The organism is Listeria monocytogenes, from assembly GCF_900187225.1.
Classification (GTDB): domain Bacteria; phylum Bacillota; class Bacilli; order Lactobacillales; family Listeriaceae; genus Listeria; species Listeria monocytogenes.
Genome location: NZ_LT906436.1, coordinates 1,065,227 through 1,091,617, shown reverse-complemented (window position 1 = coordinate 1,091,617; position 26,391 = coordinate 1,065,227). Strand labels below are relative to the sequence as shown.

General features: G+C 35.1%; 23 protein-coding genes. 4 read left to right on the top strand and 19 right to left on the bottom strand.

The annotated features are described in order from the left end of the window. Positions 1-42: 42 nt before the first annotated feature. Positions 43-915 (top strand): UTP--glucose-1-phosphate uridylyltransferase GalU, encoded by an 873-nt coding sequence (gene galU, locus CKV70_RS05550; RefSeq protein ID WP_003721495.1) that lies wholly within the window; start codon positions 43-45, stop codon positions 913-915. A 41-nt stretch (positions 916-956) separates the two neighbouring features. Here the strand turns inward: galU and CKV70_RS05545 are convergent, their stop codons facing one another. The 8 genes from CKV70_RS05545 to CKV70_RS05510 all read right to left on the bottom strand — a co-directional run bounded on the left by CKV70_RS05545 (position 957) and on the right by CKV70_RS05510 (position 13,298). Continuing rightward, positions 957-2,645 (bottom strand): CDP-glycerol glycerophosphotransferase family protein, encoded by a 1,689-nt coding sequence (locus tag CKV70_RS05545; RefSeq protein WP_003721494.1) that lies wholly within the window; start codon positions 2,643-2,645, stop codon positions 957-959. 215 nt (positions 2,646-2,860) lie between these two features. Then, on the bottom strand, positions 2,861-4,579 hold the full coding sequence (gene aut / locus CKV70_RS05540) for a peptidoglycan hydrolase Auto (protein ID WP_003732702.1): 1,719 nt from the start codon (positions 4,577-4,579) through the stop codon (positions 2,861-2,863). A 176-nt stretch (positions 4,580-4,755) separates the two neighbouring features. Next, entirely contained in the window at positions 4,756-5,757 is a 1,002-nt protein-coding gene (gene tagH / locus CKV70_RS05535) for a teichoic acids export ABC transporter ATP-binding subunit TagH (protein ID WP_003722702.1), read from the bottom strand. 11 nt (positions 5,758-5,768) lie between these two features. Continuing rightward, positions 5,769-6,572, bottom strand: coding sequence for an ABC transporter permease (locus CKV70_RS05530; RefSeq protein WP_003722701.1), 804 nt, complete (start codon positions 6,570-6,572; stop codon positions 5,769-5,771). Positions 6,573-6,862: 290 nt separating this feature from the next. Further along, positions 6,863-7,762 carry an ABC transporter substrate-binding protein gene (locus tag CKV70_RS05525; RefSeq protein WP_014600718.1) on the bottom strand — a complete coding sequence of 300 codons (900 nt, stop codon included), beginning with the start codon at positions 7,760-7,762 and terminating at the stop codon, positions 6,863-6,865. Between the two features lie 151 nt (positions 7,763-7,913). Beyond that, on the bottom strand, positions 7,914-11,354 hold the full coding sequence (locus CKV70_RS05520; protein WP_003722699.1) for a pyruvate carboxylase: 3,441 nt from the start codon (positions 11,352-11,354) through the stop codon (positions 7,914-7,916). Between the two features lie 277 nt (positions 11,355-11,631). Beyond that, positions 11,632-12,834 carry an FtsW/RodA/SpoVE family cell cycle protein gene (locus CKV70_RS05515; protein WP_003732700.1) on the bottom strand — a complete coding sequence of 401 codons (1,203 nt, stop codon included), beginning with the start codon at positions 12,832-12,834 and terminating at the stop codon, positions 11,632-11,634. Positions 12,835-13,016: 182 nt separating this feature from the next. Then, on the bottom strand, positions 13,017-13,298 hold the full coding sequence (locus tag CKV70_RS05510; RefSeq protein WP_003725573.1) for an Fpa/YlaN family protein: 282 nt from the start codon (positions 13,296-13,298) through the stop codon (positions 13,017-13,019). A 205-nt stretch (positions 13,299-13,503) separates the two neighbouring features. Here CKV70_RS05510 and CKV70_RS05505 point away from each other — a divergent pair, with 205 nt between their 5' ends. Beyond that, on the top strand, positions 13,504-13,746 hold the full coding sequence (locus CKV70_RS05505) for a YlaI family protein (protein ID WP_003732697.1): 243 nt from the start codon (positions 13,504-13,506) through the stop codon (positions 13,744-13,746). Positions 13,747-13,784: 38 nt separating this feature from the next. Here CKV70_RS05505 and CKV70_RS05500 read toward each other — a convergent pair whose 3' ends face one another. The 3 genes from CKV70_RS05500 to CKV70_RS05490 form a co-directional block, all read right to left on the bottom strand. After that, positions 13,785-14,645: a DUF5068 domain-containing protein gene (locus CKV70_RS05500; RefSeq protein WP_003732696.1), complete on the bottom strand. Its 861-nt coding sequence runs from the start codon at positions 14,643-14,645 to the stop codon at positions 13,785-13,787. Between the two features lie 171 nt (positions 14,646-14,816). Then, entirely contained in the window at positions 14,817-16,655 is a 1,839-nt protein-coding gene (gene typA / locus CKV70_RS05495) for a translational GTPase TypA (RefSeq protein ID WP_003722695.1), read from the bottom strand. A 191-nt stretch (positions 16,656-16,846) separates the two neighbouring features. Next, positions 16,847-17,620 carry an inositol monophosphatase family protein gene (locus CKV70_RS05490; protein ID WP_014600716.1) on the bottom strand — a complete coding sequence of 258 codons (774 nt, stop codon included), beginning with the start codon at positions 17,618-17,620 and terminating at the stop codon, positions 16,847-16,849. 131 nt (positions 17,621-17,751) lie between these two features. On the opposite strand from CKV70_RS05490, the gene CKV70_RS05485 reads away from it, so the two are divergent. Together CKV70_RS05485 and CKV70_RS05480 are read left to right on the top strand one after the other, a co-directional pair. Continuing rightward, a complete protein-coding gene (locus CKV70_RS05485; RefSeq protein ID WP_003722693.1) occupies positions 17,752-18,366 on the top strand; it encodes a YktB family protein in 615 nt (204 codons plus the stop codon). Positions 18,367-18,566: 200 nt separating this feature from the next. Further along, on the top strand, positions 18,567-19,511 hold the full coding sequence (locus CKV70_RS05480) for a magnesium transporter CorA family protein (RefSeq protein WP_003722692.1): 945 nt from the start codon (positions 18,567-18,569) through the stop codon (positions 19,509-19,511). A gap of 66 nt (positions 19,512-19,577) precedes the next feature. Here the strand turns inward: CKV70_RS05480 and CKV70_RS05470 are convergent, their stop codons facing one another. The 8 genes from CKV70_RS05470 to CKV70_RS05435 form a co-directional block, all read right to left on the bottom strand. Beyond that, on the bottom strand, positions 19,578-20,246 hold the full coding sequence (locus tag CKV70_RS05470; protein ID WP_014600715.1) for an ABC transporter ATP-binding protein: 669 nt from the start codon (positions 20,244-20,246) through the stop codon (positions 19,578-19,580). Positions 20,247-20,258: 12 nt separating this feature from the next. Continuing rightward, positions 20,259-21,680, bottom strand: a complete 1,422-nt coding sequence (locus CKV70_RS05465; RefSeq protein WP_003722689.1) for an ABC transporter permease — start codon at positions 21,678-21,680, stop codon at positions 20,259-20,261. 86 nt (positions 21,681-21,766) lie between these two features. Then, a complete protein-coding gene (locus CKV70_RS05460) occupies positions 21,767-23,212 on the bottom strand; it encodes a HAMP domain-containing sensor histidine kinase (protein ID WP_003734007.1) in 1,446 nt (481 codons plus the stop codon). Beyond that, on the bottom strand, positions 23,187-23,849 hold the full coding sequence (locus CKV70_RS05455; RefSeq protein ID WP_003722687.1) for a response regulator transcription factor: 663 nt from the start codon (positions 23,847-23,849) through the stop codon (positions 23,187-23,189). The genes CKV70_RS05460 and CKV70_RS05455 overlap by 26 nt, the downstream gene beginning before the upstream one ends. Before the next feature lie 141 nt (positions 23,850-23,990). Then, on the bottom strand, positions 23,991-24,521 hold the full coding sequence (locus CKV70_RS05450; protein WP_014600714.1) for a DsbA family protein: 531 nt from the start codon (positions 24,519-24,521) through the stop codon (positions 23,991-23,993). A gap of 21 nt (positions 24,522-24,542) precedes the next feature. After that, a complete protein-coding gene (locus tag CKV70_RS05445) occupies positions 24,543-24,815 on the bottom strand; it encodes a UPF0223 family protein (protein ID WP_003722685.1) in 273 nt (90 codons plus the stop codon). After that, positions 24,815-25,768, bottom strand: a complete 954-nt coding sequence (locus tag CKV70_RS05440) for a Rossmann-fold NAD(P)-binding domain-containing protein (protein ID WP_014600713.1) — start codon at positions 25,766-25,768, stop codon at positions 24,815-24,817. Before CKV70_RS05440 ends, CKV70_RS05445 begins: the two co-directional genes overlap by 1 nt. 128 nt (positions 25,769-25,896) lie before the next feature. Next, a complete protein-coding gene (locus CKV70_RS05435; RefSeq protein WP_003732693.1) occupies positions 25,897-26,208 on the bottom strand; it encodes a hypothetical protein in 312 nt (103 codons plus the stop codon). Positions 26,209-26,391: the final 183 nt, after the last annotated feature.

Below are 26,391 nucleotides of genomic sequence, written 5' to 3'. Positions count from 1 at the left end.
ATTGCTTATAATGAATGTAATGTGATTTCAAGGAGGAAAACCATGAAAGTTAAAAAAGCAGTCATCCCGGCAGCAGGACTTGGTACAAGATTTCTTCCTGCAACAAAAGCGATGCCAAAAGAAATACTTCCAATTGTAGACAAACCAACGATTCAATTTATCGTTGAAGAAGCAGTTGCGTCTGGAATTGAAGATATTCTAATTGTTACAGGGAAAGGAAAAAGAGCCATAGAAGACCATTTCGACTCTGTACCTGAACTTGAAAATAATTTACGTGAAAAAAACAAATTAGATTTATTACATTTAGTGGAAGAAACCACTAATATTAACTTACATTTTATTCGTCAGTCGAAACCTAAGGGACTTGGAGACGCAATTTTACAAGCTAAAGGTTTCATTGGTAACGAACCATTTGTAGTAATGCTTGGGGATGACATCGTTCAATCTAAAACCCCTTGTGCTAAACAATTAATCGATCAATACGAAAAGACTCATAGTTCTGTTATCGGTGTACAAAATGTTCCTCGCGAAGAAACATATCGTTACGGCATTATTGATCCTGACAAAGAAGTAAGTGATCGTTTGTATAATGTAACTGGTTTTGTGGAAAAGCCTAATGTAGAAGATGCTCCTTCCAACTTAGCGATTTTAGGAAGATATTTATTAACTCCAGAAATTTTTAAGTATTTAGAAACACAAGAAGCTGGTTCTGGTGGAGAAATTCAATTAACTGATGCAATTAACCGTTTAAATGAAATTCAACCTGTTTTCGCCTATGATTTTGAAGGAGAACGTTTTGATGTTGGTGATAAATTCGGCTTTATTGAAACTACTTTAAAATTTGCGCTAAAACATCCCGAAATTAAAGACGATGTCCGCGACCTAATTATCCGTCTCGGCGATGAACTTAAATAAAAAAAGAGGTAACTGTTTGTTATAAACAGTTACCTCTTTCTTTATTTTTTAAAGATTTCTTCCACAATTCGTTTTGCAGAATTAGTATCTTGATATTTAAAGTGCTTATCTAAAAATGGTTTTACCTTTTCTTGTTCAAAATCATTCATTTCAAGCGCCTTAATTAATGCTTCGAAATCATATACAATTTTCCCTGGCACAAAACCTTCATATTCTTCATAAAAGTCACGCGTAGAAACATAATCTTCCAAGTCAAATGCATAGAACAGCATTTTGCGTTGTAAGGTAGAGAATTCGAAAATAACAGATGAATAATCCGTAATCAATATATCCGTAATGAATAGAATATCATTTACTTCACGATAAGAACTAGCATCAATGAAAACATCTGCATATTGTTCTGGAATAATAAATTCATTTTTAATAAACGGATGCATTTTAAAGATTACGACCGAATTATTTTTTCGACAGTATTCAGCAAACTTAGCCAGATTAATTTTAAAATATGGGTAATGAGCTTGATTCGCACCATTTCCACGGAAAGTTGGAGCAAATAAAATAACTTGTTTGCCTTGAGTTTCTGGGAACAACTGCTCCATCGTAGTAACAATATTTCTTTTGTACTCTGGATCAAAGAAAATATCTGTTCTTGGTACACCAGTTGGTAAAATAGAAGATTCTTTTATCCCAAAAGCTTCTGCATAAAATGGTATGTCTGTATCTGAAGCAACAATAGCACGTGTATAATTACGATGTGCTCTATCATCAAAGAACGGCCCGCCTTGCTTACCTGAACGACTGAATCCAACTGTTTTAAAAGCCCCACATGCATGCCATAATTGAATTACTTGTGTTTTTTCGCTGAAGTCAATTGTATAAATCATCGGATGATAATCATCAATAAAAATAATATCTGAACTCCCTAGCAAAAATGGAAATCTAAATTTCTCAATAAAAGCTCTTCTCAAACGAATGTTGGGTTTAAAGGTCATTTTGATTTTATAATCTTTATCAATACCCATCTCTTTCATTTTATTTAGAACGAACTCAAAATTACCACCAATTTCTGCACGGGAATCTGAAGAAAATAGAATTCGTTTTCCGTTTTTAGGTACTAGGGCTTGTGAGGTATAGAAAATAGATTTAAACAAACCAGTTCTAAAATTAAAACTGAAAGTATGATACATTTCTTTAATTTTATTTTTGAATACTTGCCACTTTGTTGGTTTTGGTACAGGGATTGTAAATGAAACAGAGAAAACAAATTCATTTACATCTGCAGAAATCATTGGGGTGACTTTATACGTATACTTGAGATTCGCCCCACCGCGTTTAAATTCTTTTCTTAAACCTGCTAAAAGCACATTGTTTTTTTCGTTTTCGGTTTTAGCTTCGTTTAGTTCTTCTAAAAGATCTTCATCTTCTGGAAATTTATATAGTTCAGCAGCCGGTTGGGCAACAATTTCATCCGCTGTTTCACTGTTATATAAGGATAAGAGATAATCCCCACTTGGTAAATAATTCCCATCATTTAAAATAGCAATATTGAAACGAAGATCAAATGTGTTTCCTTCCAATTTGATTCCCGTTGGTGAAAAATGAAATTCATCTGTTAAAGTCCTAAATGAAAACGTATAGTTCTCTAACGAAATATTTTCTATTTTACCCTTTACATGTAGTTGAATTCTTTCCCAGTATAATTCTGTAATAATAAATTTACTGTTGCTCATAAATACAATCCTTCCTCACTATAAAATCTTAAAGTAGTTCTATTTTTTTATACTTTTAACGAAAATTTGATTTCAAAGGTACATATAATCTTTACCTACGAAAATTAGTATACCTTTTTTAGCGAGCGAAGTCCATCACTGGTAGCGTAAAAACTGATTATCAAAGTACTTACAAAAAACACTTCCATAAAATTAGATTATGGAAGTGTTATAATTTAATATTTAAATGCTTTTTTGTCCATCCATGCAGTTGTGTTACCGTATTTAAATTGAACCCATGTGGCATGGTCTGTTACAGCTTCTTTGAGCACTTTTACTTTTTTATTATTGTATGGTTTCCCCAAAGAAATTCGTTTTACCGTTGGCGAGGTTCGATAAACTCCATCAAAAACGCCATGATTCGTGGCATTACCCACAGTAACTGTTTTATTCATTGTTTTTTGGGAGGTAATTGTGTCAAAGAATGCACGATAATCCATCCAACCAACTGTTTTGCCATTTACTTGGAATTGATACCAAGTTCCACGCGCGGTCTTGGCTTGCTTAATAACTTTTACTTTTTTATTATTATATTTCGCACCTGTACTTAGTTTATTCATACTACTTGATGAAGTATTATAAACACCCGAGTACACACCGTGTTTATCGGCATTTAAAATAGTTCGATTCCAATTTACATTTGACTGGCTTTGGATTTTATCATAAACATGAAATGCACGAGCGTCCAACCAACCAATTGTTTTACCGCCTACTTGGAATTGATAGTAAGTTCGGCCACTAATTTGACCTTGCTTAATAATTTTAGCATCTTTATTTTGGTAAGCACCAGCTGTTGTAGCTAATTTTTTCGCATTCACTGTACCTGGAACCTCAGACCATAAACCATTAGTAGATCCAGCAGTGATTTTACCTGTTAGGTTAAGCGTTTTTACATTTGTTGCTTTTGGATAATAGACAAATGCGCGTTTATCCATCCAGCCGATTACTTTATTATTGAGAGAAAATTGGACCCACGTTCCTCTGCTTGTAGTGCCTTCTTTTAAAATTTTTACATCTTTGTTGTTGTAAGGCGCTCCAGTAGATAACTTTTTCGCACTGGCTGCAGACGTATTGTAAATTCCACTATAAACACCATGCCCATCTGCTTTAACTACTTTAGCATCTTCAGAAACATTTTTTTGTTGTTTAATCGTATCGTACAGAGTATCATATTGAGTCAAATTATATGAAGAAATTAGCGTATTTAGCTTAGAAGCATATGTGTTGTCCGTTGCATAACGTCCCTGTAACCATGCAGTCGCATCTTTGTATGTTTTTGCATTCTCGCGCCATGCACCTTTGTAATAACTAGAGTCCCAACTTGGGCCATTTCTAAGTTTTTTCGCATTGTCTTCTAAAGATTCTTTGTGTGATGGGTATTTGGCAAAGTTTGCGTTGATTTGATACCAACCCTTGGAATCACTATATTCCCAAGTTTTCATTGTTACACTTTTGCCATTATATGATCCTTTTATTCCAAACAAGTTGTAATTAGGGGCCTTCCCTAATTCACTTCTTCCCCAGTTACTCTCAAGAGCCGCTTGAGCAATCATTACAGATGGATATAAATTGTACTTTTTACATAAATCCATTGCTTGCGTGGAAATGGAATTTATAAATGTTTGTTGAAATGTCGGAGTACTAGCTGCTCTCAAAAAACTATTTCTAGTTTGAGGCACGACTAAAGCAGCCATAGCATCATCTCTATTTTGTTCAAGCGAGAATACTGGTTCCTCAGACTCTGGAGGCATTTCTTCACGCGCAACTTCGGTATTATCTTCCTGTTCACTACTATCTACTCCATTAGTTGTTTCAGCTGCTTTAGCATGGAATAGAGGTATTATACTTACACTTAACATCAGTACAAGTATAAAATGAAAAACTTTTTTAATCATTTTTCCCCTCCTAAATTAATTTCACAATTTCAGATAGACTAATTCTAACATACATCTGAAGAATTATTAATATTATTCTTAAAAAAGCACACAATATTTGTCTAAAAGATGACTTCTAAAAACTTTCAACCAAAAAAGCTGTCTGCATCTTGTATTAAGAAGCAAACAGCTTAGTGTTATTTCCAATCGGTACGTTTATCTACTTTTGTTACTTGTTCCACTTTGTTGTCAGTAGCACTAAATAATCCCATGAAGGATTTACCTGTAGATATCAGTGATCCAAACAGAACTAATAAAGCTAACAGAACAACTAAAAAACATTTATCAAATAGACCCATTTTATATTTATTAGCATTAGGGGTTGGATAAATCTTTTCTTGTGGAAGTTTTTGCTTTTCTTTTTGTTCTTTTTGATATTTTTTCTTAAAGTCATTTGGTTGTTTATTAAACCATTTAACAAATTCATCATATTTTTCTGCAACTTCTGCAGCGTCACCAATTTCTCTGACTTCACCATGATGCATCCAAATTATTTTATCACATAAACTTTTCACTTGTCCTAGCGAGTGACTGACAAACACTATCGTTTTTCCTTGTGCTTTAAATTCATTAATTTTATCCACACACTTTTGATAGAAAGTTTGGTCACCAACTGATAAGGCTTCATCAACAACTAAAATATCTGGATCTGTATGCACTGAAATTGCAAAACCCAATCGGGAACGCATACCGCTTGAATAGTTTTTTATCGGCTGATTGATAAAATCACCTATGTCAGCAAATTCTATAATACTTGGCAATAAGGAATCTATTTGCGAACCTTTTAAGCCATGCATAAGTAATTTGAGACGAATATTTTCTAAACCTGATAAAGGGCCTTTTAAACCAACAGCAATCGCAATAAGAGATGTTTCGCCGTTAATGACTACTTCTCCTTGCGTTGGTGGGATAACACCTGACATGATATTAGAAATAGTAGATTTTCCTGAACCGTTAATACCAATTAATCCAACTGTCTCTCCATCATATACATCAAAACAAACATTTCTAAGCGCCCAAAAAGACTGTACTCTCTTACTTTTTGGCAAGAATAAACCTTTTATTTTATCAGATTTATTTTGGTAGAGGTCATATTCTTTGGACACATGTTTAAATGAAACTTTAATATTTTTATCCATTGTCATACCTCCTATAAATAATCTACAAAGCGTTCACGGAATTTCATATGCAGAGAGGCCCCCACAAATAATAGAACGCCTGTTAATAGCCAAAAATAAACCGTGTAAGACGGATTTTCCCAAAACATCTTCTCCATCAAGAACGTTTCTCTAAAGCCATTAATTAGATAATAAATCGGATTTAATTTCAAAATATTAAATGCCCATTCAGGTAACTTAGTTTGTAAATCCCAAACAACACCTGACATGTAGAATAAAACACGAATTAATGACTGTAGCATGATGTAGTAATCACGTACAAGAACACTTATAGTTGCATTTAATAGAGTAAAACTATATAAGAAAGCAATCATCGCGACGAAATAATACAAATATTGTCCCCAGTATATTGTAATTGGCGTACCTTTTACCGCAAACAACCCAACTAGAAGTACCATCATTGTAAAATAACTCGTTAAATTAGAAGCTATATTAATACTTGGTAAGATACTCATAGGAAAATTCATTTTTGAAACCATATTTATTTTATTATATATACTATTTGCACCTTGAAGAATAACTCCACTAATGAAGAACCAAGGAATAATACCAGCTAGCATCCACTCAATGTAACTTGCATTAGATCCAGATGATGAATTAAATGCAAAACCAAACACAAAGTAATAAATTGCGATTTGAATTAGCGGGTTAAGTACTTGCCATGCTAATCCTAGGTAATGACTTTGATAGGTTGCCTTATCTTCATAACGGGCAATTCTAAATATCATTGGTGCATATTTAAATTGTTCTTTTAATACTTCTATAATTTGTTTCACAAAAACACTTCTTCCCAAATAATAATGTGTTACTTATCTGCCATACTTAAAATTCAATCTAACGTTTAACAAAGCCACCTCACTTTACACAGGAACTATTACATAATGATGTCTTTAGTTTTCTATGTTAGTGTTTCTTGCTGTTTTTGTTAATTCTTCAATACATGTTACAGTTAGTTTATATTTTGATTTCTGCTAAAAATATCTTTTTTAGACAAAAACCATCCTATGTTAAGTTACCTTAAAAGTGAATTTTTGTAAAGCGGAATCTGCTTTTTATGCTCTAAATATTAGTTATTCTTTTCAAGAACAGCCTGAATATCTGCTGCCCCTTCAAGCAATCTTGGTCCTGGACGACTTAATTTATTGGCATCCATTTCATAGATTTTATCGTTTTTTATCGCTGGAATATCTTTCCATGCTGCACGTTTTTGGATAGTTGATTTGGCATCAGGATAGACAGATAAAATGATATCCGGTTGCAGTTCTACTACTTTTTCTTCATTGTAAGGAATGAAACCTGATTCTGTTACGATATTAGTTCCTCCAGCAAGCTCTAGCATTTCATTCATAAATGTTCCTTTTCCTGCTGTGTATAAGTCTGGACTAATTTCAATCCATACTTTTGGTGATGTTTTTAATTCTTTCGCTTTCTTTTCAATAGCTACTTTTTGTTTCTCCATTGAATCGGTCACTTTTGTAGCTTCTTTTTCCGTTCCTGTTAGATCACCAATGGTAGCAATCGATTTTTCTACTTCCTTTAAGTTTGTTGCGTCTGGAACTACAAATACGTTAATTCCCGCATCTGTAAGCATTTTATAAGCGTCCTTTTCTGTTGCAAGCATCGATTCGTGTCCAAGAACTAAATCAGGCTTAAGAGCAATAATTTTTTCTGTATCAACTGAAGTAGAAGTCACTTTCTCTATTTTCTGAGCTTCTTTTGGATAATCATCATATGCCGATACTCCTTTTACTTCATCACCAAGTCCTAGTGCAAATAAAATTTCAGTATTACTTGGAATTAATGAAACAATTTTAGTTGGAGCTTTTTTCAGTGTAATTGTTTCACCAGTTGCATCTTTCACTTTGATTTCTTCTGTTTGCTTCGTTGTCTCTTTTACTTCCGTATTCCCGCATGCAGTTAAAATAGCAAGCAATAAAACTACGGCAATTCCTTTAAACCATTTCATATGTATGTTCTCCTTTTTCAGAAAAAACAGGCGGGAAATCTAACGCTAATAAATCTGGAAAAACGTCTATATAACACGTTTAACTTATCGATTTTTAAAGTTCTTCACTTTAAATTAGCGTCATATTCCCACCCGTTAGTCATTTATGTTTTTAAATTCTGTTTACTTCAATTAATAGATCACCAGATTCGATAGTATCGCCGTCAGAAACATAAATGCTGCTAACTTCTCCATCAAAAGGCGCTTGAATCGTTGTTTCCATTTTCATTGCTTCTGTGATTAGTAGTGGATCTCCTTTTTTCACAGAGTCGCCTTTTTTCACAACAACTTGAATGACTGAACCTGTCATTGTCGCTCCAACATGTTCAGGGTTAGTTGTATCAATCTTACGGCGTGCAATAACAGTGGATTGAACGTTCATATCTTGGATGTTAATCTCACGTGGTTGTCCATTTAATTCAAAATAGATAACACGTGTGCCATCCGCAATTGGTTCACCAATGGAATTTAGCTTGATTAAAAGGATTTTTCCTTTTTCAAGTTCTACTTCGATTGTTTCCCCTAAACGCATTCCTTTATAGAATGTCGGTGTATCAAGGACTGTTACATCACCATATTTGTTAATCATATCTTGATAATCTAGGAACACTTTTGGATATAAAATATAGGAAATGACATCTTTTTCAGTTGGTTCATAACCCATTTTTTCTTTTAATTCTGCTTTGACATCAACAAAGTTAACTGGCTCCATTAAAGCGCCTGGACGATCTGTAAGTGGTGTACGTCCTTTGAGTACTAGTTTTTGAAGTTTTTCTGGGAAGCCGCCGTATGGTTGACCAATTTCCCCCATAAAGAATTCGATAACGGAATCTGGGAAATCAATGGTATCGCCTTTTTCATATACATCTTCTTCGGATAATTCATTTTGAACCATGAATAGCGCCAAGTCTCCAACAACTTTGGAAGAAGGTGTTACTTTAACGATATCACCAAACATTTGATTAACCACTGTATACATTTCTTTCACTTCGTCCCAACGATCGCCAAGTCCAACTGCAATGGCTTGTTGTTGAAGGTTAGTATATTGACCACCTGGCATTTCATGAATATATACTTCTGTTTGCGGAGAGTTAAGCGCATTGTCAAAGTCTTTATAATAGTGACGAACATCTTCCCAGTAATGATTGATGATTTGGGAATTTTGAGCGTCTAAGTTCGTTTGACGGTTACCATTAACTAATCCGTAATAAAGGCCTGTCATGCTTGGTTGGCTTGTCGCTCCACTCATTGCACTTGATGCTACGTCAACAATGTCAACGCCTGCACTGACTGCCGCTGCATACGTATAAATACCATTACCGCTTGTGTCATGTGTATGAAGGTGAATCGGAACATCTACGGTATCTTTTAATTCACCAATTAAACGGTAAGCTGCTTGTGGTTTTAAAAGTCCAGCCATATCTTTAATGCCTAAAATATGCGTACCTTGAGCAACGAGCTCTTTCGCCATATCTTTATAGTAATCAATCGTATATTTCGTTCTTGTGTCATCATCGATATCTCCTGTATAGCAGATAGCAGCCTCTACGACCTTCCCTGCTTCACGAACAGCATCAATGGACACTTCCATGCCTTTGATCCAGTTTAAGCTGTCAAACACGCGGAATACATCGACACCGGATTGTGCTGATTGCTTAACGAATTCACGGATAACATTGTCAGGGTAGTTTTTATACCCAACTGCATTAGCTCCGCGAAGTAACATTTGGAACATCACATTTGGAATTTGTTTTCTAAGTGTTTCTAGGCGCACCCATGGATCTTCATTTAGGAAACGATATGCCACGTCAAAAGTCGCCCCTCCCCACATTTCAAATGAGAACATATTTGGTAATAAATGTGCCATTGCGTCTGCCACTTGAAAAATATCTTTTGAACGAACACGTGTCGCAAGTAGAGATTGATGTGCATCTCGAAGCGTAGTATCTGTCAAAAGTACTTCTTCTTGTTTTTTCACCCAGTCGACAACGCCTTCTGGACCTTTTGCATCCAAAATTTGTTTTGTTCCTGGAGAGATTTGCGAACCATAAGGAATTTTTGGCAAACGTGGTTCTGCATAAACAGGTTTATCACGGTGCTTAATTCCTGGGAAACCATTAACAGTTACATTACCAATATAACGCAACGTTTTCGTACCACGGTCGCGAATATGTGGGAATTTAAATAGTTCCGGAGTTGTATCGATAAAGCTTGTATTGTAATTACCACTCGCAAAATCTGGATGACGAACTACATTCAATAAGAAAGGAATGTTCGTTTTGACACCGCGGATACGGAATTCGATCAGGTTACGACGCATTTTGCGCGTTGCTTGCTCAAATGTCATTCCCCAAGTACATAATTTTACTAGTAATGAATCATAAAATGGTGTTACTACTGTTCCTTGGAAGCCGTTACCAGCATCCAACCGAACACCAAAACCACCTGTGGAACGATACGTATCTACTCGACCAGTATCTGGCATAAAGTTATTAAGTGGATCTTCCGTTGTAATACGGCTTTGAATAGCAGAACCGTGAATATGGATATCCTCTTGCTTAGGAATAGCTACTAGTTGGTCGTGAAGCGCATAACCATCTGCAATGAATAATTGTGATTGAACGATATCAATCCCAGTAATCATTTCTGTAATTGTATGCTCCACTTGGACACGAGGATTTACTTCGATAAAGTAGAAATCGTCACCTTCAACTAAAAATTCAACCGTTCCAGCATTAATATAATCAACATTTTTCATTAGTTTTACTGCAGCATCACAGATTCGGTTACGTAGTTCAGAAGTAATCGCGTTACACGGAGCTACTTCTACTACTTTTTGATGACGTCGTTGGATTGAACAATCACGTTCGAATAAATGAACGATGTTGCCATGGGTGTCACCAAGAATTTGTACTTCAATATGTTTTGGATTCATCACACATTTTTCTACATATACTTCATCATTTCCGAATGCTGCTTTTGCTTCTGAAGATGCGCGTTCAAAGCTTTCTTTGACATGTTCTTTTGATTCTACGACACGCATACCACGACCGCCGCCTCCAAGGGAAGCTTTAATCATTAATGGATAACCGTTTTTCTCACCAAATTCTTCTACTTCTTTAATACCAGCCACGGGTCCATTACTTCCCGGAATTACTGGAATATCAGCTAATAGGGCTTGTTCTTTTGCTTTAATTTTGTCACCAAACATATCTAGGTGTTTTGATTTAGGACCAACGAAAATAATGCCTTCTTGCTCACAACGACGAGCAAATTCAATGTTTTCGGACAAGAAACCATATCCCGGATGAATCGCGTCTGCACCAGATTCTTTAGCAATCTCTATTATGTTTTCGATATCTAGATACGCATCAATAGGCTTTTTCCCTGCTCCAACCAGATAAGCTTCATCTGATTTATACCGGTGAAAACTTCCAGTATCTTCTTGTGAATAAATAGCCACTGTTTTGATTTTGAGTTCAGTACACGCACGCATAACACGGATAGCAATTTCTCCGCGGTTTGCTACTAATACTTTTTTAATTCGATTCATTTTTTTCCTCCTAACCAACACTGATCTGTTCTATACTTTATACGTAGCCTCCAACGGTTGAAATGATTATGTACACTTATATGATAATCCCCTTTTTTTAGGCTGTAAAACGGTATATAACTTCAATTATAGTATTAAATACCATCAGATGTAAATTATTTTCTTTCTAAATATTTAAAACAATATCGAAAACACGAATAAACTGGCTATAAAACGCCAAAAACATGCGGTATCGTAAAAAAAGAAAAAGCTAATTATTTAGCTTTTTCTACATAATTTAACGTCTTTTTTGTTTCTTTGGTAACTCTTTCGTGGAACCATCTGCTTTATAAACACGTTGGTATTTAGTAAACATTGAGATATTCGCTACGATACCCAGCATCATCGACAGCACCATTAAGGAAGAGCCGCCATAACTAATAAATGGCAGTGTTACACCAGTAAGCGGAATCAGCCCACTAGCTCCGCCAAGATTAATAAATGCTTGAATTGCAATCAGACTAGCGATCCCATAGCACATTAATGAGGCAAATGGGTCCTTCGCCCTGAGTCCGGTGGTGATAGTCTTAAAGATAATGAAGAATAGTGCCAAAATAATAAACATAACACCAAACACACCTAATTCTTCTGCAACAACGGCAATAATAAAATCGGTATGTGCTTCTGGTAAGTAACCAAGTTTTTGAACGCTCTCGCCAAGCCCTTGCCCAGAAACGCCACCTGAACCTATTGCATAGAAGGAATTAATTAGCTGGTGTCCTTCCTTATCCGCATATTCAAAAGGATTCATAAAAGTTGTAATACGAGCAACTTTTGTTGGAGAAACAATTTCGTTCCTCACACTATCAGGTAGTGCGAATAAGATGAGCGTGAGTCCAATAATAATACCCATACCAATCCCAATTAATTTCATAATCGTTCGAAGTCGCATTCCAGAAGTGATGATAATACAACAACCAACTAAGAAAATAATAAAAGCTGTCCCAGTATCTGGTTGGATGGCAATTAAGAAACATACAAATGCTAAAAAGAATATGGGCGGTAAAACACCGCGGTTGAAATCATCGATATAGCTTTGTTTTTTCGCATAGATAGCCGACATATAAATAATAACTGCTAATTTAGCAAATTCGCCTGGTTGAAGTGAGCGTGGCCCTAAAACGAGCCAGCTATTCGCATTATTTACAGTTTTACCAACTAAGAAAATCAGTAATAAAACACCGATAGACCCAAATACAATTAACATTAACACCTTATTATTTTGATAAAATTTAAATGGCAAAAGAGCAAAAAGAATAAAGAAAATAAAACTAATTATAAAGTTCTTTACTTGACGAGCATAAAAATAATCTGCCGGTAAGCCTTTGCCAATTGCTAAAGACCAGCTGGCACTATAAATCATAATAAGCCCAAATAAACATAGCACGATAAATACCGCAATAAATGCATAATCATAAGATTTTAAAATTCGTTTAAACATCGGCATCGTCCAATCCCTGAGAAGTTACTATCCCATCTTGTTTTCTATTCTTCCTATTATAAAGGAAAAGACCTCCAAATGAAAAGAAGAATCGCCTCCTTCTTTTGGCTCATTTTTTAGCCTTTTCACTACCAAACAAAAAAAGATGCCAGAAAAAATCAGACATCTTTTCATTTGATTCATTATTTTTTACTCATGGACAGTTCATGTAAAGTGGACAATTCTTTTTCCAGTGTAGACATTAGTTTCTTGCCTTCTTCTGGTTCAATTAGTCCTAGGCGGGTTGCAAAGTTAATTTCACGTGATAAACCATACATTTGTGTATCAAGAACTTCCTCATATGCTGGACATTGCGGTAATGTTAGATTATCCATTTGGACTTTAATCAACTGTAAGATTCGTTTTGCGTCTTGTTTTAAAAGCTCCACTGCCTCTTCTCTGTGATCTATCTTTTTATTTGCCATCACAGAACCCCCTATCATACGCCAAAAATAGCGCTTTATTTTCATCTCAAGGAAAAACCTTAAGTAAAAGTTAATACTAGATAGTACTAGTATAGCATAATTTATTTGCCACGCAAGCACGATCTAATTAAAATTTTTGAAAAATTCACTTTTACTCGCCTTTTTCAATAATCATGCTATAATACTTGTGTGAGGTGAAGACAAATTGAACGCAAAATGTATCTTATGCGAACGTGTAGATGAGCTAGACAATCGCGAATTTAAAACAAAACAATTACGTAATAAACCTATTAGAATGTATCTATGTCCTGAATGTGAACATCGAGTAGCTATTAACACTATCAGTCGCGTTAATTCTGGCCATTTCAATTTTCATAAACCAGTAGTGATTTCGAATAGTGAGTTAAAAAATATGTTAGAACATAATAAAGAAACCATATCAGAATAAAAAAGTACGAAGAGATTTTCAAATCTCTTCGTACTTTTTTATTTAATTGGAAACGGTGCAACAACGTTATCTTGACTACTTCCTTTAGTGCTACTAGAGTCAAATCTACTTGGATCTGGTACGCCTATTTGCGAATCTTTTGCTAAATCATTATAAGTTGCTTCATCCATCGTGAAAGTTAAAAGCCCTCTAGCAGTTTTACCTGCTGTAAAATTATATGGATCCGATGAACTTCCTATAAGATGAAAACCAGAAGGGATAAAGTTATCTAAACTCCCGCCGACAGATTTACTTGCTCCAAGCAAACTAATTTGATCTGCTTTATACATCTTATCTTTTTTCGAATTATTTTTAATGGAGATATCAAGTGTAATAACATAACCATTCTTGTTTGCTAAATAACTTTCTGGGTTACTCGCACTTACTTCTTTTGTTGGATTAATGACATGTTCTACTTTATATTGATTGATAAAAAGTGTTAAAGCTTCAAAATCCTTTTGGAATGATTTAGAGCTAGATAAATACGTCGTTGTTACATCTCCACCAAGAATAGATTCAACTGTAGATACTTTGAATCCAGAAGGTGAAAAAGAAAATGCTTCTGTTTTCGCGGGGCTTTTTGGTGTTTCTTTTTTTGGTGTATCTGTTGTTGTAGACGTATCTTTTTCTTCTTTAGTAGGATTTGAACTTCCCTTATCAGTGGTAGCTGCTTTATCATTGGTATCATTTTCTTTTGTTTCCGCCGCTTTATTTGATTCGTTTGATGAAGATTTTGCTTTTTTAGTTGTTGAATCTGTTGTTGATTTATCTTCTTGATCTTTTTCATTATCATTATTGCCACAAGCACCTAATAGTGCAACTAAACTAATGATTGATATAATAACCATCCATTTTTTCATATTCCTAACCACCTTTTCTGCTTACATATAATATACCAAATTGCGCTTCATATTACAATAGTGTTACAAATTCATTATTTTTATTCCCTTTTTCACATAAAATAATGCATAAAAAGACCAAATAATTTTTAAGCGATATACTTAAAAATTATTTGGTCTTTTGTTCGTTAATTATTCAGCAGTTTTTGAACGTTTTGCTGCTTTTTCACGTTCGTTTTTGTTTAGAATTTTTTTACGTAAACGGATGGATTCTGGAGTTACTTCACAGTACTCATCTTCGTTTAGGAATTCTAATGATTCTTCTAGTGATAAGTGACGAGGTTTTTTGATTACGTTTGTTTGGTCTTTGTTAGCAGAACGAATGTTAGTCATTTGTTTTGCTTTTACAATGTTTACAGCGATATCGCCTTCACGATTGTTTTCCCCAACGATCATACCTTCGTAAATATCCGTACCTGGTTCGATGAAAATAGTACCACGGTCTTCTACTTGCATTGTTCCGTAAGTAGTAGATTTACCAGTTTCCATGGATACAAGAACACCACGGCTACGTCCACCAACGCGTCCTTTTTGGATTGGTTGGTAGCTATCGAATGTGTGGTTGATAATACCATAACCACGAGTCATTGAAAGGAAATCAGTTGTATAACCGATTAAGCCACGAGCTGGAACCATGAATTGTAAACGAACTTGTCCGTTGCCATCGTTAATCATGTTTTTCATTTCGCCTTTACGTTGGCTGATAGATTCAATAACGGAACCCATGAATTCTTCTGGAGTATCAATTTGAACATCTTCTACTGGTTCACATTTCACGCCATCAATTTCACGGATGATTACTTCTGGTTTAGAAACTTGTAATTCATAACCTTCGCGACGCATTGTTTCGATCAAAATGGATAAATGAAGCTCACCACGACCAGAAACTACCCAAGCGTCAGGGGAAGCTGTTGGCTCTACGCGTAAAGATACGTCCGTTTGAAGCTCTGCAAGTAAACGTTCTTCAATTTTACGGCTTGTTACGTGTTTACCTTCACGACCAGCGAAAGGACTGTTATTTGTTACGAAAGTCATTTGCAAGGTTGGCTCATCAATACGTAATAACGGAAGTGCTTCTTGGTGGTCAAATGGTGTTACTGTTTCACCAACGAAGATGTCTTCCATACCTGCTAATGCTACTAAATCACCAGCTTTTGCTTCTTTAATTTCGTCACGTTTTAGTCCGAAGAAACCGAACATTTTCGTTACGCGGAATTGTTTTACTGTGCCATCAAGTTTAATTAAAGCAACTGTTTGTCCCACGTGCATTGTTCCGCGGAAAACGCGGCCAATACCAATACGACCAACATAGTCATTATAATCAAGTAAAGAAACTTGGAATTGTAATGGTTCGTCGCTATTATCAACTGGAGCTGGAATATGTTCGATAATAGTGTCTAAAAGTGGTTTCATTGTTTCTTTTTGTTCTGCTGGATCGGAATCATAGCTTGAAGTTCCGTTGATTGCAGAAGCATAAACAACTGGGAATTCTAATTGATCGTCGTTTGCGCCTAGTTCGATGAATAATTCTAATACTTCATCAACAACTTCTTCTGGGCGAGCAAAGTCACGGTCAATTTTGTTTACTACTACGATTGGAGTTAGGTTTTGTTCTAGTGCTTTTTTTAGTACAAAACGTGTTTGAGGCATCGTACCTTCATACGCGTCCACTACTAAAAGAACACCATCAACCATTTTCATGATACGTTCTACTTCTCCACCGAAATCGGCGTGTCCAGGTGTATCCATGATGTTTACACGTGTATCTTCATACTTAATCGCTGTATTTTTCGCTAAAATTGTAATACCGCGTTCTCTTTCTAAATCATTGTTGTCCATTGCGCGTTCTGCAACTGTTTCATTGTCGCGGAATGTGCCTGACTGGCGTAATAATTGGTCTACTAGAGTTGTTTTACCATGGTCAACGTGGGCAATAATTGCTACATTACGAATATCATTTCTTAAATTCAATCTTGTTTCCTCCTAAATTAAAAATCCAAACATTTATCGTGAAGATTAGCCAAAAGAAAGAGGAAAATAGATTTATTTTCCTCCGTCGCTATCGTCTCGTTTAAATCAACTTACCTATTATAGCATAGCTGAGCCGATTTGGCACGATTTTTATTTTCTGAAAACAAGTTTTTTTATGTTGAGCGCTTTCTTTAAGGCAGGTAGTTATCTAATAAGGTTTGATGGATTTTTGGCGATGCTACAATAGAACTTCCTTTTTCTAACATATTGATTTTTTCACCATTAATCCGTGTCACTTTCCCGCCTAATTCTTCTACGATAATTTTTCCCGCAGCAATATCCCACGGTGCTAAATTAGCAGAGAGATAGGCTCCCGCTCGTCCAGTAGCAACGTCCATATATTCCAGTGAAGCTGCTCCGTGTAATCGCAATCCTCTAGAAACTTTTACCGCTTCCCACATGGTCGGGAATTTTCTTGTCACGCTCAAATTAGCAATTAATAGCGTATCTTTTAGGTCTATTGCTGGGTCAAGTTTAGGGATAGTTCTGCCGTTTACTGTAGCACCTTTTCCTTTTTCTCCAAAATACAGCTCATCGCGTGTAACGTCATAAATATAAGCAAGCCGCCCTATTCCATCTTCATAAACTGCAAGGGAAATCGCAAAGTCGCGTTGCTGTTCAACAAAATTCAATGTCCCGTCAATTGGGTCAAGAATCCAAACCACTCCATCTAAATCTGTTACATCTGACGCTATTCCTTCTTCACCAAATAAACGATGGTCAGGAAAATGGTCTTTAATTTGTTGAACAAAAAAAGCTTCGGTTTCTTTATCCATATTCGTCACTAAATCATTGCGACCGGATTTGACATCAATGTCTAACGTTTCTTTGAAAGATTGCTTAATCTTTGCTGCGGCCTCCATAATCCATAACCTTGCTAAATAATCTATTTTTTCGCTGTCCATATGCACACCTCTTCGCACTCTTTTTGTTTATTTTATCACAAAAAATGAATTATCTGAATAGAACAAGATTCTTTCACTTGGAACTTAACTTCCGTATAATGAAAATATATGCAAAATTAGGAGGAAAACAGATGACTTTTAAAGGATTTAGTAAGAAAGATTTTAAAACAATGCAGATTCCTGGGCTTGAAGCACGCATGACCGGAATTCAAAATGATATTCAACCAAAATTCAGAGCTGTTGGGGAAGAATTGACTACTTATTTAAGTGCCAAGCTTGGCGATGAAATGTTTTTACATATTGCTCGTCACCAAAGACGTTCAGTTAACCCACCTGATAGCACGTGGCTCGCCATTTGCCATGATAAACGTGGTTATAAAAAGCATCCTCATTTCCAAGTAGGATTGTTTGATAAGTATTTATTCATCTGGCTCGCTTTTATTTATGAAAATGAAGAAAGTTTGAAAATTGCTAATCGCTTTTTGAAAGAAAAGAAATTATTGGCTGATTTACCGGACAACTTTGCTATTTCCCCAGATCATACGGAAGAAAAAACGTATCCTGTGCATGACGGCCAACTAGAGGCAACGCTTGAACGTTTCCGCGATGTGAAAAAAGGGGAATTTTTAGTTGGGAAAATTTATCTACCTGACGATAATCATCTGTCCCCTGCTAAAGACTTTATTAAAGAGGCTGAAATGGTGCTAGATGAGTTAATTCCGCTCTATAAGGCTGCGCTTCAATAAAAGATGTACAAATGACTATAATCTAGGTATAATGGTAGAGTTGTGAATTACTATGATTTGAAGGAGTTGAGGAACGTGAAAAAGGAGCAGCAAACAGCAAGTGACCCTGGTCCACATCGAAGTATTCATACAGGTGATTTTTCACGGGAACGAAACTCTAACCGCGTGAAATTTACCTGTTAAAAAAGGAGGTAAAAAGCATGCATCAAATTTTCAAATCAGATGAAAACGGCAAATTAATTGAATTAGAAGAAGTGACGCGCAATTGTTGGATTAATATTGTTGCTCCAACTTCCGAAGAAATTAATAAAATTGCCGATAACTACGAAATTCCACTTGAGTTCTTAGAAGATCCACTAGATAAAGATGAAAGTGCCCGGATTGAACGCGATGACGACTCGGATTCTGTTTTAATCGTTTGTGACTTTCCGGTAGTCGATGAAGATGATATTCATTACGCTTCATTCGAAACCATTCCAATGGGGATAATTATTACAAAAGACTATTTTATTACAATTTGCACAATCGATTCTTCTATCGTGCAGTCCTTTATTAGAAACCGTATTAAAGGCTTTTATACACATATGAAAACGCGGTTTGCATTGCAAATCTTATACATGATTTCCACTACTTTCTTGCGTCACTTAAAACGCTTGAACCGTCAAACGGACGAAATCGAAAAAGAACTACATGAATCTATGAAAAATAAACAACTTTATGATTTAATGGGGATTGAAAAAAGTTTAGTTTACTTTGTAACAGCCCTTAAATCGAATAAAGTCGTACTAGATAAAATGATGCGTCAAAATATTGTTAAAATGTACGAAGAGGATCAAGACTTATTAGAAGATGTTATTATTGAAAATCGCCAAGGTATTGAAATGGCGGAAGTCCACTCGAATATTTTGAGCGGGATGATGGATGCCTATGCTTCAATTATCTCGAACAATATGAATATCGTGATGAAATTTCTTACTTCTTTTACCATCATCTTGACGATTCCAACGATGGTGTTTAGTTTTTACGGAATGAACGTGAAATTACCGTTTATGAATACACCAATGGCTTGGATGCTTACGCTCGGTTTTGCATTCGGGATTGCTGGAGCACTTGCGATTGTATTCTGGCGGAGAAAATTCTTTTAAAAATAAACAAAAAGCGATTGTATTACCTAAAATTTTAGGCCCATACATTCGCTTTTTTTATTTCATTTATATTAATGTTTTTCCTTTTAAGTTCAAAATAACATCAGAACGACTAGCTACATGGTTATCATGAGTGACCATGACGACACATTTATTCTTTTTATGTGCTAAATCACGAAATAAATCAATAATGTTTTCCGAGGTTTCATGATCCAAATTTCCGGTTGGCTCATCTGCAAAAACAAATGGCGCATTTCCTGATAAAGCGCGAGCAATGGTTACGCGCTGTTGTTGTCCACCACTTAATTTTAAGACTGGACTGTTAATTTGTTTATCTGTCAACCCTACTTCCTTTAGCAATTCAATAGCTCTTTTGCGTTTATCTTTCATTTGACTATGTTGTATTCCCATCGCTGTATAGACATTTTGTACAGCTGTCATATAAGGAATTAAATTATACGCTTGAAAAATAATTGAGCTTAGACTTTTACGATAACTCTGTAAACTCATTGTTTCGTTTAATACTTTTTTATTAATAATTAATTTCCCGGAGGTTGGTTTATCAATACCGGCAGCAATGGAAAGTAATGTTGTTTTCCCTGCACCAGATGGTCCTAAAATCGTATAAAATGTTCCTTCTGAAAATGTATAAGAAAGGTTTCTTAAAACAATTTGAGCTTTGTTTCCCGAGTCGTACTGATAAGTAATATCCTGTAACTCTAAATTAGTTTCCATTTAAGTCTCTCCTTAATCTTTCTGAGTAAATAGCATTTTGGGTTGTAGTCGAATGATAAATAAACACGGTATCGTTGTTGCTAGGAATATTAAAATAAAACCAAGCCCACCAACTTGCCCCATTATATTGCTTGTAATCACGACATCTATTTTATCAATCGGCTCCGCATCAACCTTAGTTTTCTCTTCCCCACCTAGAGCTATTGCCATGCTTTCTTGTGTGGAAGTTTCATTCTCTTTATTTGCTTCTTTCGTGACTTCAGTCGAAAGCATTTGGTTAGAGATAGCTTGGCCAATTGGATTAGCCAATGCACAAGAAAAAGAAAAAGCAAGTGCTGCAATAATTAATACTTCTACTAAAAATTGACTCATTAATTTTGTTTTACTTTCCCCAAGTGATAAAAGCACACCCATTTCAAATTTACGCTCACGAATGGATAGTAATACGATAAGCGCAAGGATTAAGCCACCAGCCAGAAGTGTAATCATCACAATAATATTACTAAAAGATGCCACTCGCTCAATCGGTCCAATCATTTTTTTGTAAGCACTGTTTTGTGCATCAAATTGGAACATATCTCCATTATCTACATCCGTTAATTTTTTTGCTTCAGAGATAAATGAATTTATTTCTTTTGGATCTTTTAAATTAAATTCAGCTTTTTCAATGCCTCCACTCCAAAGAAAATCTTTTGCTCCTTTTATATTGGCATAGATTTTATTTCCAGGGAGCATCATTTGAAATGATTCTAGTTGAGGTTCTATTTTTTGATTGCTTTGATAAATACCTTTAACAACAAACTTCACTTTTTTCTTTTTATCATTCGTCAGTTGAAAGGTGTCGCCTACTTTAAGATTGTTTTTTTTAGCCAATTGTTTTTCAATAAGCGCTGTATTTTCTTTGTCATCTGATGTTAATGGCTTCCCAGAAATAATTTTATCTGTTTTATCTTTGAAACTGTTTAAAGTAGCTGTTTGGTTTACTGCTTTGACTGAAAAACTTGGGGTTTCTACCTTTTTCCCATTTGTATCTGTTCCAGCAACTTGGGTCATGCCCCCTTGGCCACCTTCTTGTTTTTTAGCAGGGATTGGTGTTAAATCACCTTTTGATGCGGAACCTTCTGAGCTAATTGTATAATTGTCAACCTGTGGCAATTTTTTAATTTTATTTACATCCTCGGTTGGAATCGATAAATCTTCTTCCTTTATTTCTTCCCCGCTTTGCGCCTTTTTCATTATTTCCTCTTGATTCATTTGTAGAGTAACGTTTGCTCCAAGTTGTTTTCTTGCTGATTCAGCACTTTGTTTAGTAGATTCCTGAATGGCAAAACCTGTAAAAACTAAACTGAAAATGACTAATAATAGCGTAAATAATACAAGCGATTTCCCTTTCTTAGCATTAATACTAATAAAGGCTCTTCTGATAAAATCCATTTTCTAACCTCCGTTTCTTAATATAATTAAGCATATAAAAAACAGGTAGAGTTCACATGGACTCTACCTGTTTTTTTGCTGTTTTTTTATTGCCATATTTGAAAAGTAACACCGTCTTTTTCATTAATAAGTTTGTAGTGGATTCTTTGGATATCTAAAAATTTTGCAATAATAAACAACCCTAAACCATTTCCACCTGTTTTTTTGTTACCTGATTTCTCAAGGCGATAGAACGGCTCAAATAGTTTGTTCAATTCTTCTTCGGGAATACTAGTAGCTTTATTATGCACAGAAAAATAGAAACCTTTTTCCCGATTTTGAATTTCAACTAAAATGGTTGTTTCTTCTTTAGAATAATTAAAAGCATTCTCAAAAATATTTTCGATTGCTTTTTCGATAAAGGCATAATTTGCTGTTACTGTAACATCTTCCTTCACTTGAAAAACAACTTTTTGAGACAGACGATGTGGTACCATTTTTTTACTATAGATAATTTTCTCCACCATTTCAGTTAAGGAAAAAGAAGTTTTCTCTATCATATAGTTTGTTTGATCAACTTTGGATACGTCTAACATTTCTTGTATCATCTGAGACATCTTTTCCAAAATCTGGTATGACTCTTGTAAGTATTTTGGATGATTGTCATATGGAGCTACATTATAACGCATTGCTTCTACTTGACCCATTACTGCAGCAAGAGGGGATTTTAATTCATGAGAAATAGCTGTAACAAAACTTTTTCGCATTTCCTCGAGTTGACGCTCTTTTTCTATTTCTTTTTGTAATTTTTTATTTACTTCATTTAATTCAAGCATCGTTTTTTCTAGGTTAATTGCCATTTCGTTTAAATTTCCCGAAAGCTGACCAATTTCATCTTTGGATGTAATCGGAAGTACTTCTGTAAAGTTTAAATTCGCCATTTTGGAGGCAACTTTATTCATTCGTAAAAGAGGTCTCACCATTCTGCGGGAGAAAAAGTAGGCGGTTAATAAACTTAATATAAATGCAAATAAAATAAAGTAAGGAGCAAATTGTAATAGGACGGTCGAAATATCATTAATTTTTTGGATGTTAATCGTATAGGTGAGATTGTAGGTTTGACCATTGATAGAAATAGGTTTATTTTTTGTTTCTGTTCCACCTGAATAATCCGTTGCAGTTGTACCACCTTCTGCTTTCGTGCCGTCTACAACAGTCGATGTTGCTGATTTAATGGATGCCATATTCACATTTGGTATATAAACAATATTTCCATTACTATCTATTAAAATTGGTAAAATATTTGTATTTTCCATAAAATCATTTAGTGCTTTTTCCACACCTTCAATATCATCCGCTTCGCCTGCTTTTACGACTTCATTTGCATAATCATTAATTTGTTTTATTTTATAATCATAATAAAATTGTGGTAAGAAAAAGATTAGCATGGCATAGACTAGAGCCGTAAAAAGTAAAATGATACTCACAAATATTAAAAAGATTTTCCAACTAATTCTGGTTCTCACTTTATTCATCCATTTTATAGCCAGCACCTCTAATCGTTTGAATTTTTTCAGTGTGCAGTTTTTTGCGTAGATTTTTCATATGCGTATTGATAATGGACGTATCCACAATAGCTGCGAAATCCCATGCTTGCGACAATATCATTTCACGAGTAATCACCTTCTTTTGATTTTTAATCAGGAGTACTAAAATATCAAATTCTTTTTTCGTTAATTCGATTGTTTCTCCAGCTGAAATCACTTCAAAGGTTTCGGTATCTACAGAAATATTTCCGCATCGTAGTATTTGCTTCTTTGTTTCACTTTGGTTCACTCGTCTCAAAAGTACTTGCACTCGTTTTAATAATACTAAATAAGAGAATGGTTTTTGTATATAGTCGTCCGCCCCTAGATCAAAGCCTTTCAACTCGTCATCTTCTTCGGAGAGCGCCGTCATCATAAGTATCGGTGTGGTTGAAGTAGAACGAATCAGTTCTGTTAGTGTGTACCCGTCCATACTCGGCATCATAATATCCATAATAATTAAATCAAATGTTTCCTTTTGAAATAGATGATATGCTTCTATTCCATTTTTAGCTGTCATTACTTGATACCCTGCTTCGGTTAAGAATGCTGTAATAACTCCTAAAATAGCTGAATCATCTTCTGCAATGAGTATTTTTTCCATATTTGCCTCCTACTGTTCTTTTTATTATATAAAATAAAGATGGAGTTTGCATGGAGTTATTCAATTTCTCACAAAAAAAGAATCCAGATGATAGCGCAAATTGCGACATTTGCTTCTATCAACTGGATTCCTTCTATTTAATTATTTAGCTAATTCATCATCAAGTAGAGAACGTAACTCTTCAGGGCTAATATGCTCATCAAAAATATGTTCACCCACAATAATAGTCGGTACAAAAACAACATTTGCTGCATTTGCTTCTGCGACAATTTTTTCTGATGCAGCTTTATTGTCTTGCTCTGTTAAGCCTAATTCAGATTCCATATAAGTAGCTACTTCATCAAGTGAAAGGCTACCCCACTCATCTTGCTTGCTATAAATCTTGTTGATTGTTTCACGTGTTTTTTCTGGTGTTGAATAATCTAAATAACGATGCGTCACATTTCCTCGTTGTAAAGATTCTTTCTCTTTATCAAATGGTTTAATAATTAATTCGATTTTTCCTGCTTGAATATATTCCGTGAGAACGTCTTTGGATTTTTCATTCCACTCACGACAGAATGGGCAACGTAAGTTAACGAAAGACATTACTTTAACGGGCGCTGCCTTTTCACCTACGTGTATTCCAGTTTCTGGTGTTACTACTTCTGCTTTAATTTGACTAATATCCATGAAAAAAATTCCTCCTCTTAATTATGGTTGCATTTTTATTTTACTAGTAGTTGCGTTTTTTACAAGTTGCATGACTTTATAGGCCGAATAGCCACTGGCTTTCTCAAAGTCTATGCCAATCCGTTTTTCTTCTCCTTTGGCAGGGACTACTTGTTTGAATGCTCGATATTTTTCTTTGAGCTCAAGCGTATCTATGCCCTTTTCATACGCTCGCTCAATAGCTTCTAAAAATTGTACAACAATCGTCATTTCTTCGGTTGTCCAGTCTGGATTTAGTGGATAACTGTATTCCATTAACTAATCCCTCCTTTGTTAAGTTGCAATTCTTCCAATTTCTCGGTGGTTTTTGCGGCGATTTGTTTTAATTCTTTTTGTTCATCGTCTGAGAGATTTAATTCAAGTAGTTCTCTGACTCCTTCTGCACCAATGACAGCTGGGACACTAATGAAGACAGGATTTTCTAAACCGTATGCTTCTTTCACTTCAACACCAACTGTGATAACTCTTGCTTCGTCGCGCAAAATGACTTCGGTTAATTCAGCAAGAACAGTTACAGTGCTAAATCGGAAAGTACAACCATCTTTATTTTCAAAAGGAAAATCCGGAATTTTAGTAATCATTTTTGTTAAATTTTGTAAATCCTCTGCTGAGATTCTTTTTTGATCTTCGGCTAAATAACTTAAAATTGGTTTGCCACCAAGGAAAGCCCTGCTCCATACAGGAATGACATCTTCTGCATTATCACCAATAATATATCCGTGTACATTTTTAGGGCTGATTTTAAATAATTTAGCAATTTCCACTTGAAAATAAGACGTCGCAAGCATGGTGCCAAGCGTAATAATTTGATTTGCTGATAAACCGGAGAAGCGTTTAATTAACGCGGCAACGACATTACTCTCAGCTGTTGCCACTAAGACAATTCCTCGGAAACCAGTTGCCATCATTTTCTTCACTTTTTCTTTGATTAGAGTGACATTGTCTTCTTTTGAAACGATTTGATTGGACATTTCTTCTTGAAAAAAGACGACTATATCAGCGTTGCGACACTCGTTGAAGGTTCCTGCGTGAATGGTCGCATCTGCATGATAATAACTCGCATAGTCAAAATCTTGTACGCTTGTTTTCGCTTGATCGTCTATTAAGTAAATCTCGGCTGGTATTTTTTTTAAAAGAACTGTATGAATGTAGAGATTTTGTAGATTACTTCTGCCGATAACGACAATTTTTTTCTTCTTAGATGGCATATGCGTCTCCTCCTCATCAAGTCTCTTATTGTTATTTTAGCATGCTTCCGAGGCAAAAATAAAATAACTTGACCAAATAAATAAAAAGCAATGCTCATTCGCTTTGCTTTTTACAAAATAATCTTATTTTAAGTCATTTCACGTCGTTTCACTTTTAAATAATGCGTTGCAAAACAGAAGAAGATTGGTAGTACATAACTAACGATAATCAGAATAATTACTTCTAAAATCCCTTTACCGATATAGCCACCAGTCATTTTGACAAAGCCAGTGATTGGTGTTTCGAGAATTTGAATAACCGAGCGCCATCCACCTGTATCATGCATATGATGAAAGAAACCTACTCCAAAGGCTACGATTGTCAATACAAAACAAATTCCTGCTACTACATACGCAAACCAAAATAGAGCTTTCTTCCAAGTTGCTGTTTGTTTCTCCATTTTTTCACCTGATTCAATTAGATTTGACTTTTTACGTTCACTTGTTACATTATACTCCTTTTTTTCTAAAACGGATACTTTAAATAATTCAAAAAATGAACTAAAAAGTGTTTTTGTGAAAATGCGCACTTATTTCTATATTTAAAAGCGGAGATACCCAAAAAAGAGTATCTCCGCTTCGTG

Bases quoted from the DNA above. Each gene is read 5' to 3' on its own strand.
- CKV70_RS05455 (WP_003722687.1), bottom strand. From the start codon at position 23,849: ATGGAAAAAATACTCATTGCAGAAGATGATTCAGCTATTTTAGGAGTT.
- CKV70_RS05520 (WP_003722699.1), bottom strand. From the start codon at position 11,354: ATGAATCGAATTAAAAAAGTATTAGTAGCAAACCGCGGAGAAATTGCT.
- CKV70_RS05510 (WP_003725573.1), bottom strand. From the start codon at position 13,298: ATGGCAAATAAAAAGATAGATCACAGAGAAGAGGCAGTGGAGCTTTTA.
- galU (WP_003721495.1), top strand. From the start codon at position 43: ATGAAAGTTAAAAAAGCAGTCATCCCGGCAGCAGGACTTGGTACAAGA.
- CKV70_RS05465 (WP_003722689.1), bottom strand. From the start codon at position 21,680: ATGGATTTTATCAGAAGAGCCTTTATTAGTATTAATGCTAAGAAAGGG.
- CKV70_RS05525 (WP_014600718.1), bottom strand. From the start codon at position 7,762: ATGAAATGGTTTAAAGGAATTGCCGTAGTTTTATTGCTTGCTATTTTA.
- CKV70_RS05485 (WP_003722693.1), top strand. From the start codon at position 17,752: ATGACTTTTAAAGGATTTAGTAAGAAAGATTTTAAAACAATGCAGATT.
- CKV70_RS05435 (WP_003732693.1), bottom strand. From the start codon at position 26,208: ATGGAGAAACAAACAGCAACTTGGAAGAAAGCTCTATTTTGGTTTGCG.
- CKV70_RS05450 (WP_014600714.1), bottom strand. From the start codon at position 24,521: ATGGATATTAGTCAAATTAAAGCAGAAGTAGTAACACCAGAAACTGGA.
- tagH (WP_003722702.1), bottom strand. From the start codon at position 5,757: ATGGATAAAAATATTAAAGTTTCATTTAAACATGTGTCCAAAGAATAT.
- aut (WP_003732702.1), bottom strand. From the start codon at position 4,579: ATGATTAAAAAAGTTTTTCATTTTATACTTGTACTGATGTTAAGTGTA.
- CKV70_RS05440 (WP_014600713.1), bottom strand. From the start codon at position 25,768: ATGCCATCTAAGAAGAAAAAAATTGTCGTTATCGGCAGAAGTAATCTA.
- CKV70_RS05445 (WP_003722685.1), bottom strand. From the start codon at position 24,815: ATGGAATACAGTTATCCACTAAATCCAGACTGGACAACCGAAGAAATG.
- CKV70_RS05480 (WP_003722692.1), top strand. From the start codon at position 18,567: ATGCATCAAATTTTCAAATCAGATGAAAACGGCAAATTAATTGAATTA.
- CKV70_RS05490 (WP_014600716.1), bottom strand. From the start codon at position 17,620: ATGGACAGCGAAAAAATAGATTATTTAGCAAGGTTATGGATTATGGAG.
- CKV70_RS05515 (WP_003732700.1), bottom strand. From the start codon at position 12,834: ATGTTTAAACGAATTTTAAAATCTTATGATTATGCATTTATTGCGGTA.
- CKV70_RS05545 (WP_003721494.1), bottom strand. From the start codon at position 2,645: ATGAGCAACAGTAAATTTATTATTACAGAATTATACTGGGAAAGAATT.
- CKV70_RS05500 (WP_003732696.1), bottom strand. From the start codon at position 14,645: ATGAAAAAATGGATGGTTATTATATCAATCATTAGTTTAGTTGCACTA.
- CKV70_RS05470 (WP_014600715.1), bottom strand. From the start codon at position 20,246: ATGGAAACTAATTTAGAGTTACAGGATATTACTTATCAGTACGACTCG.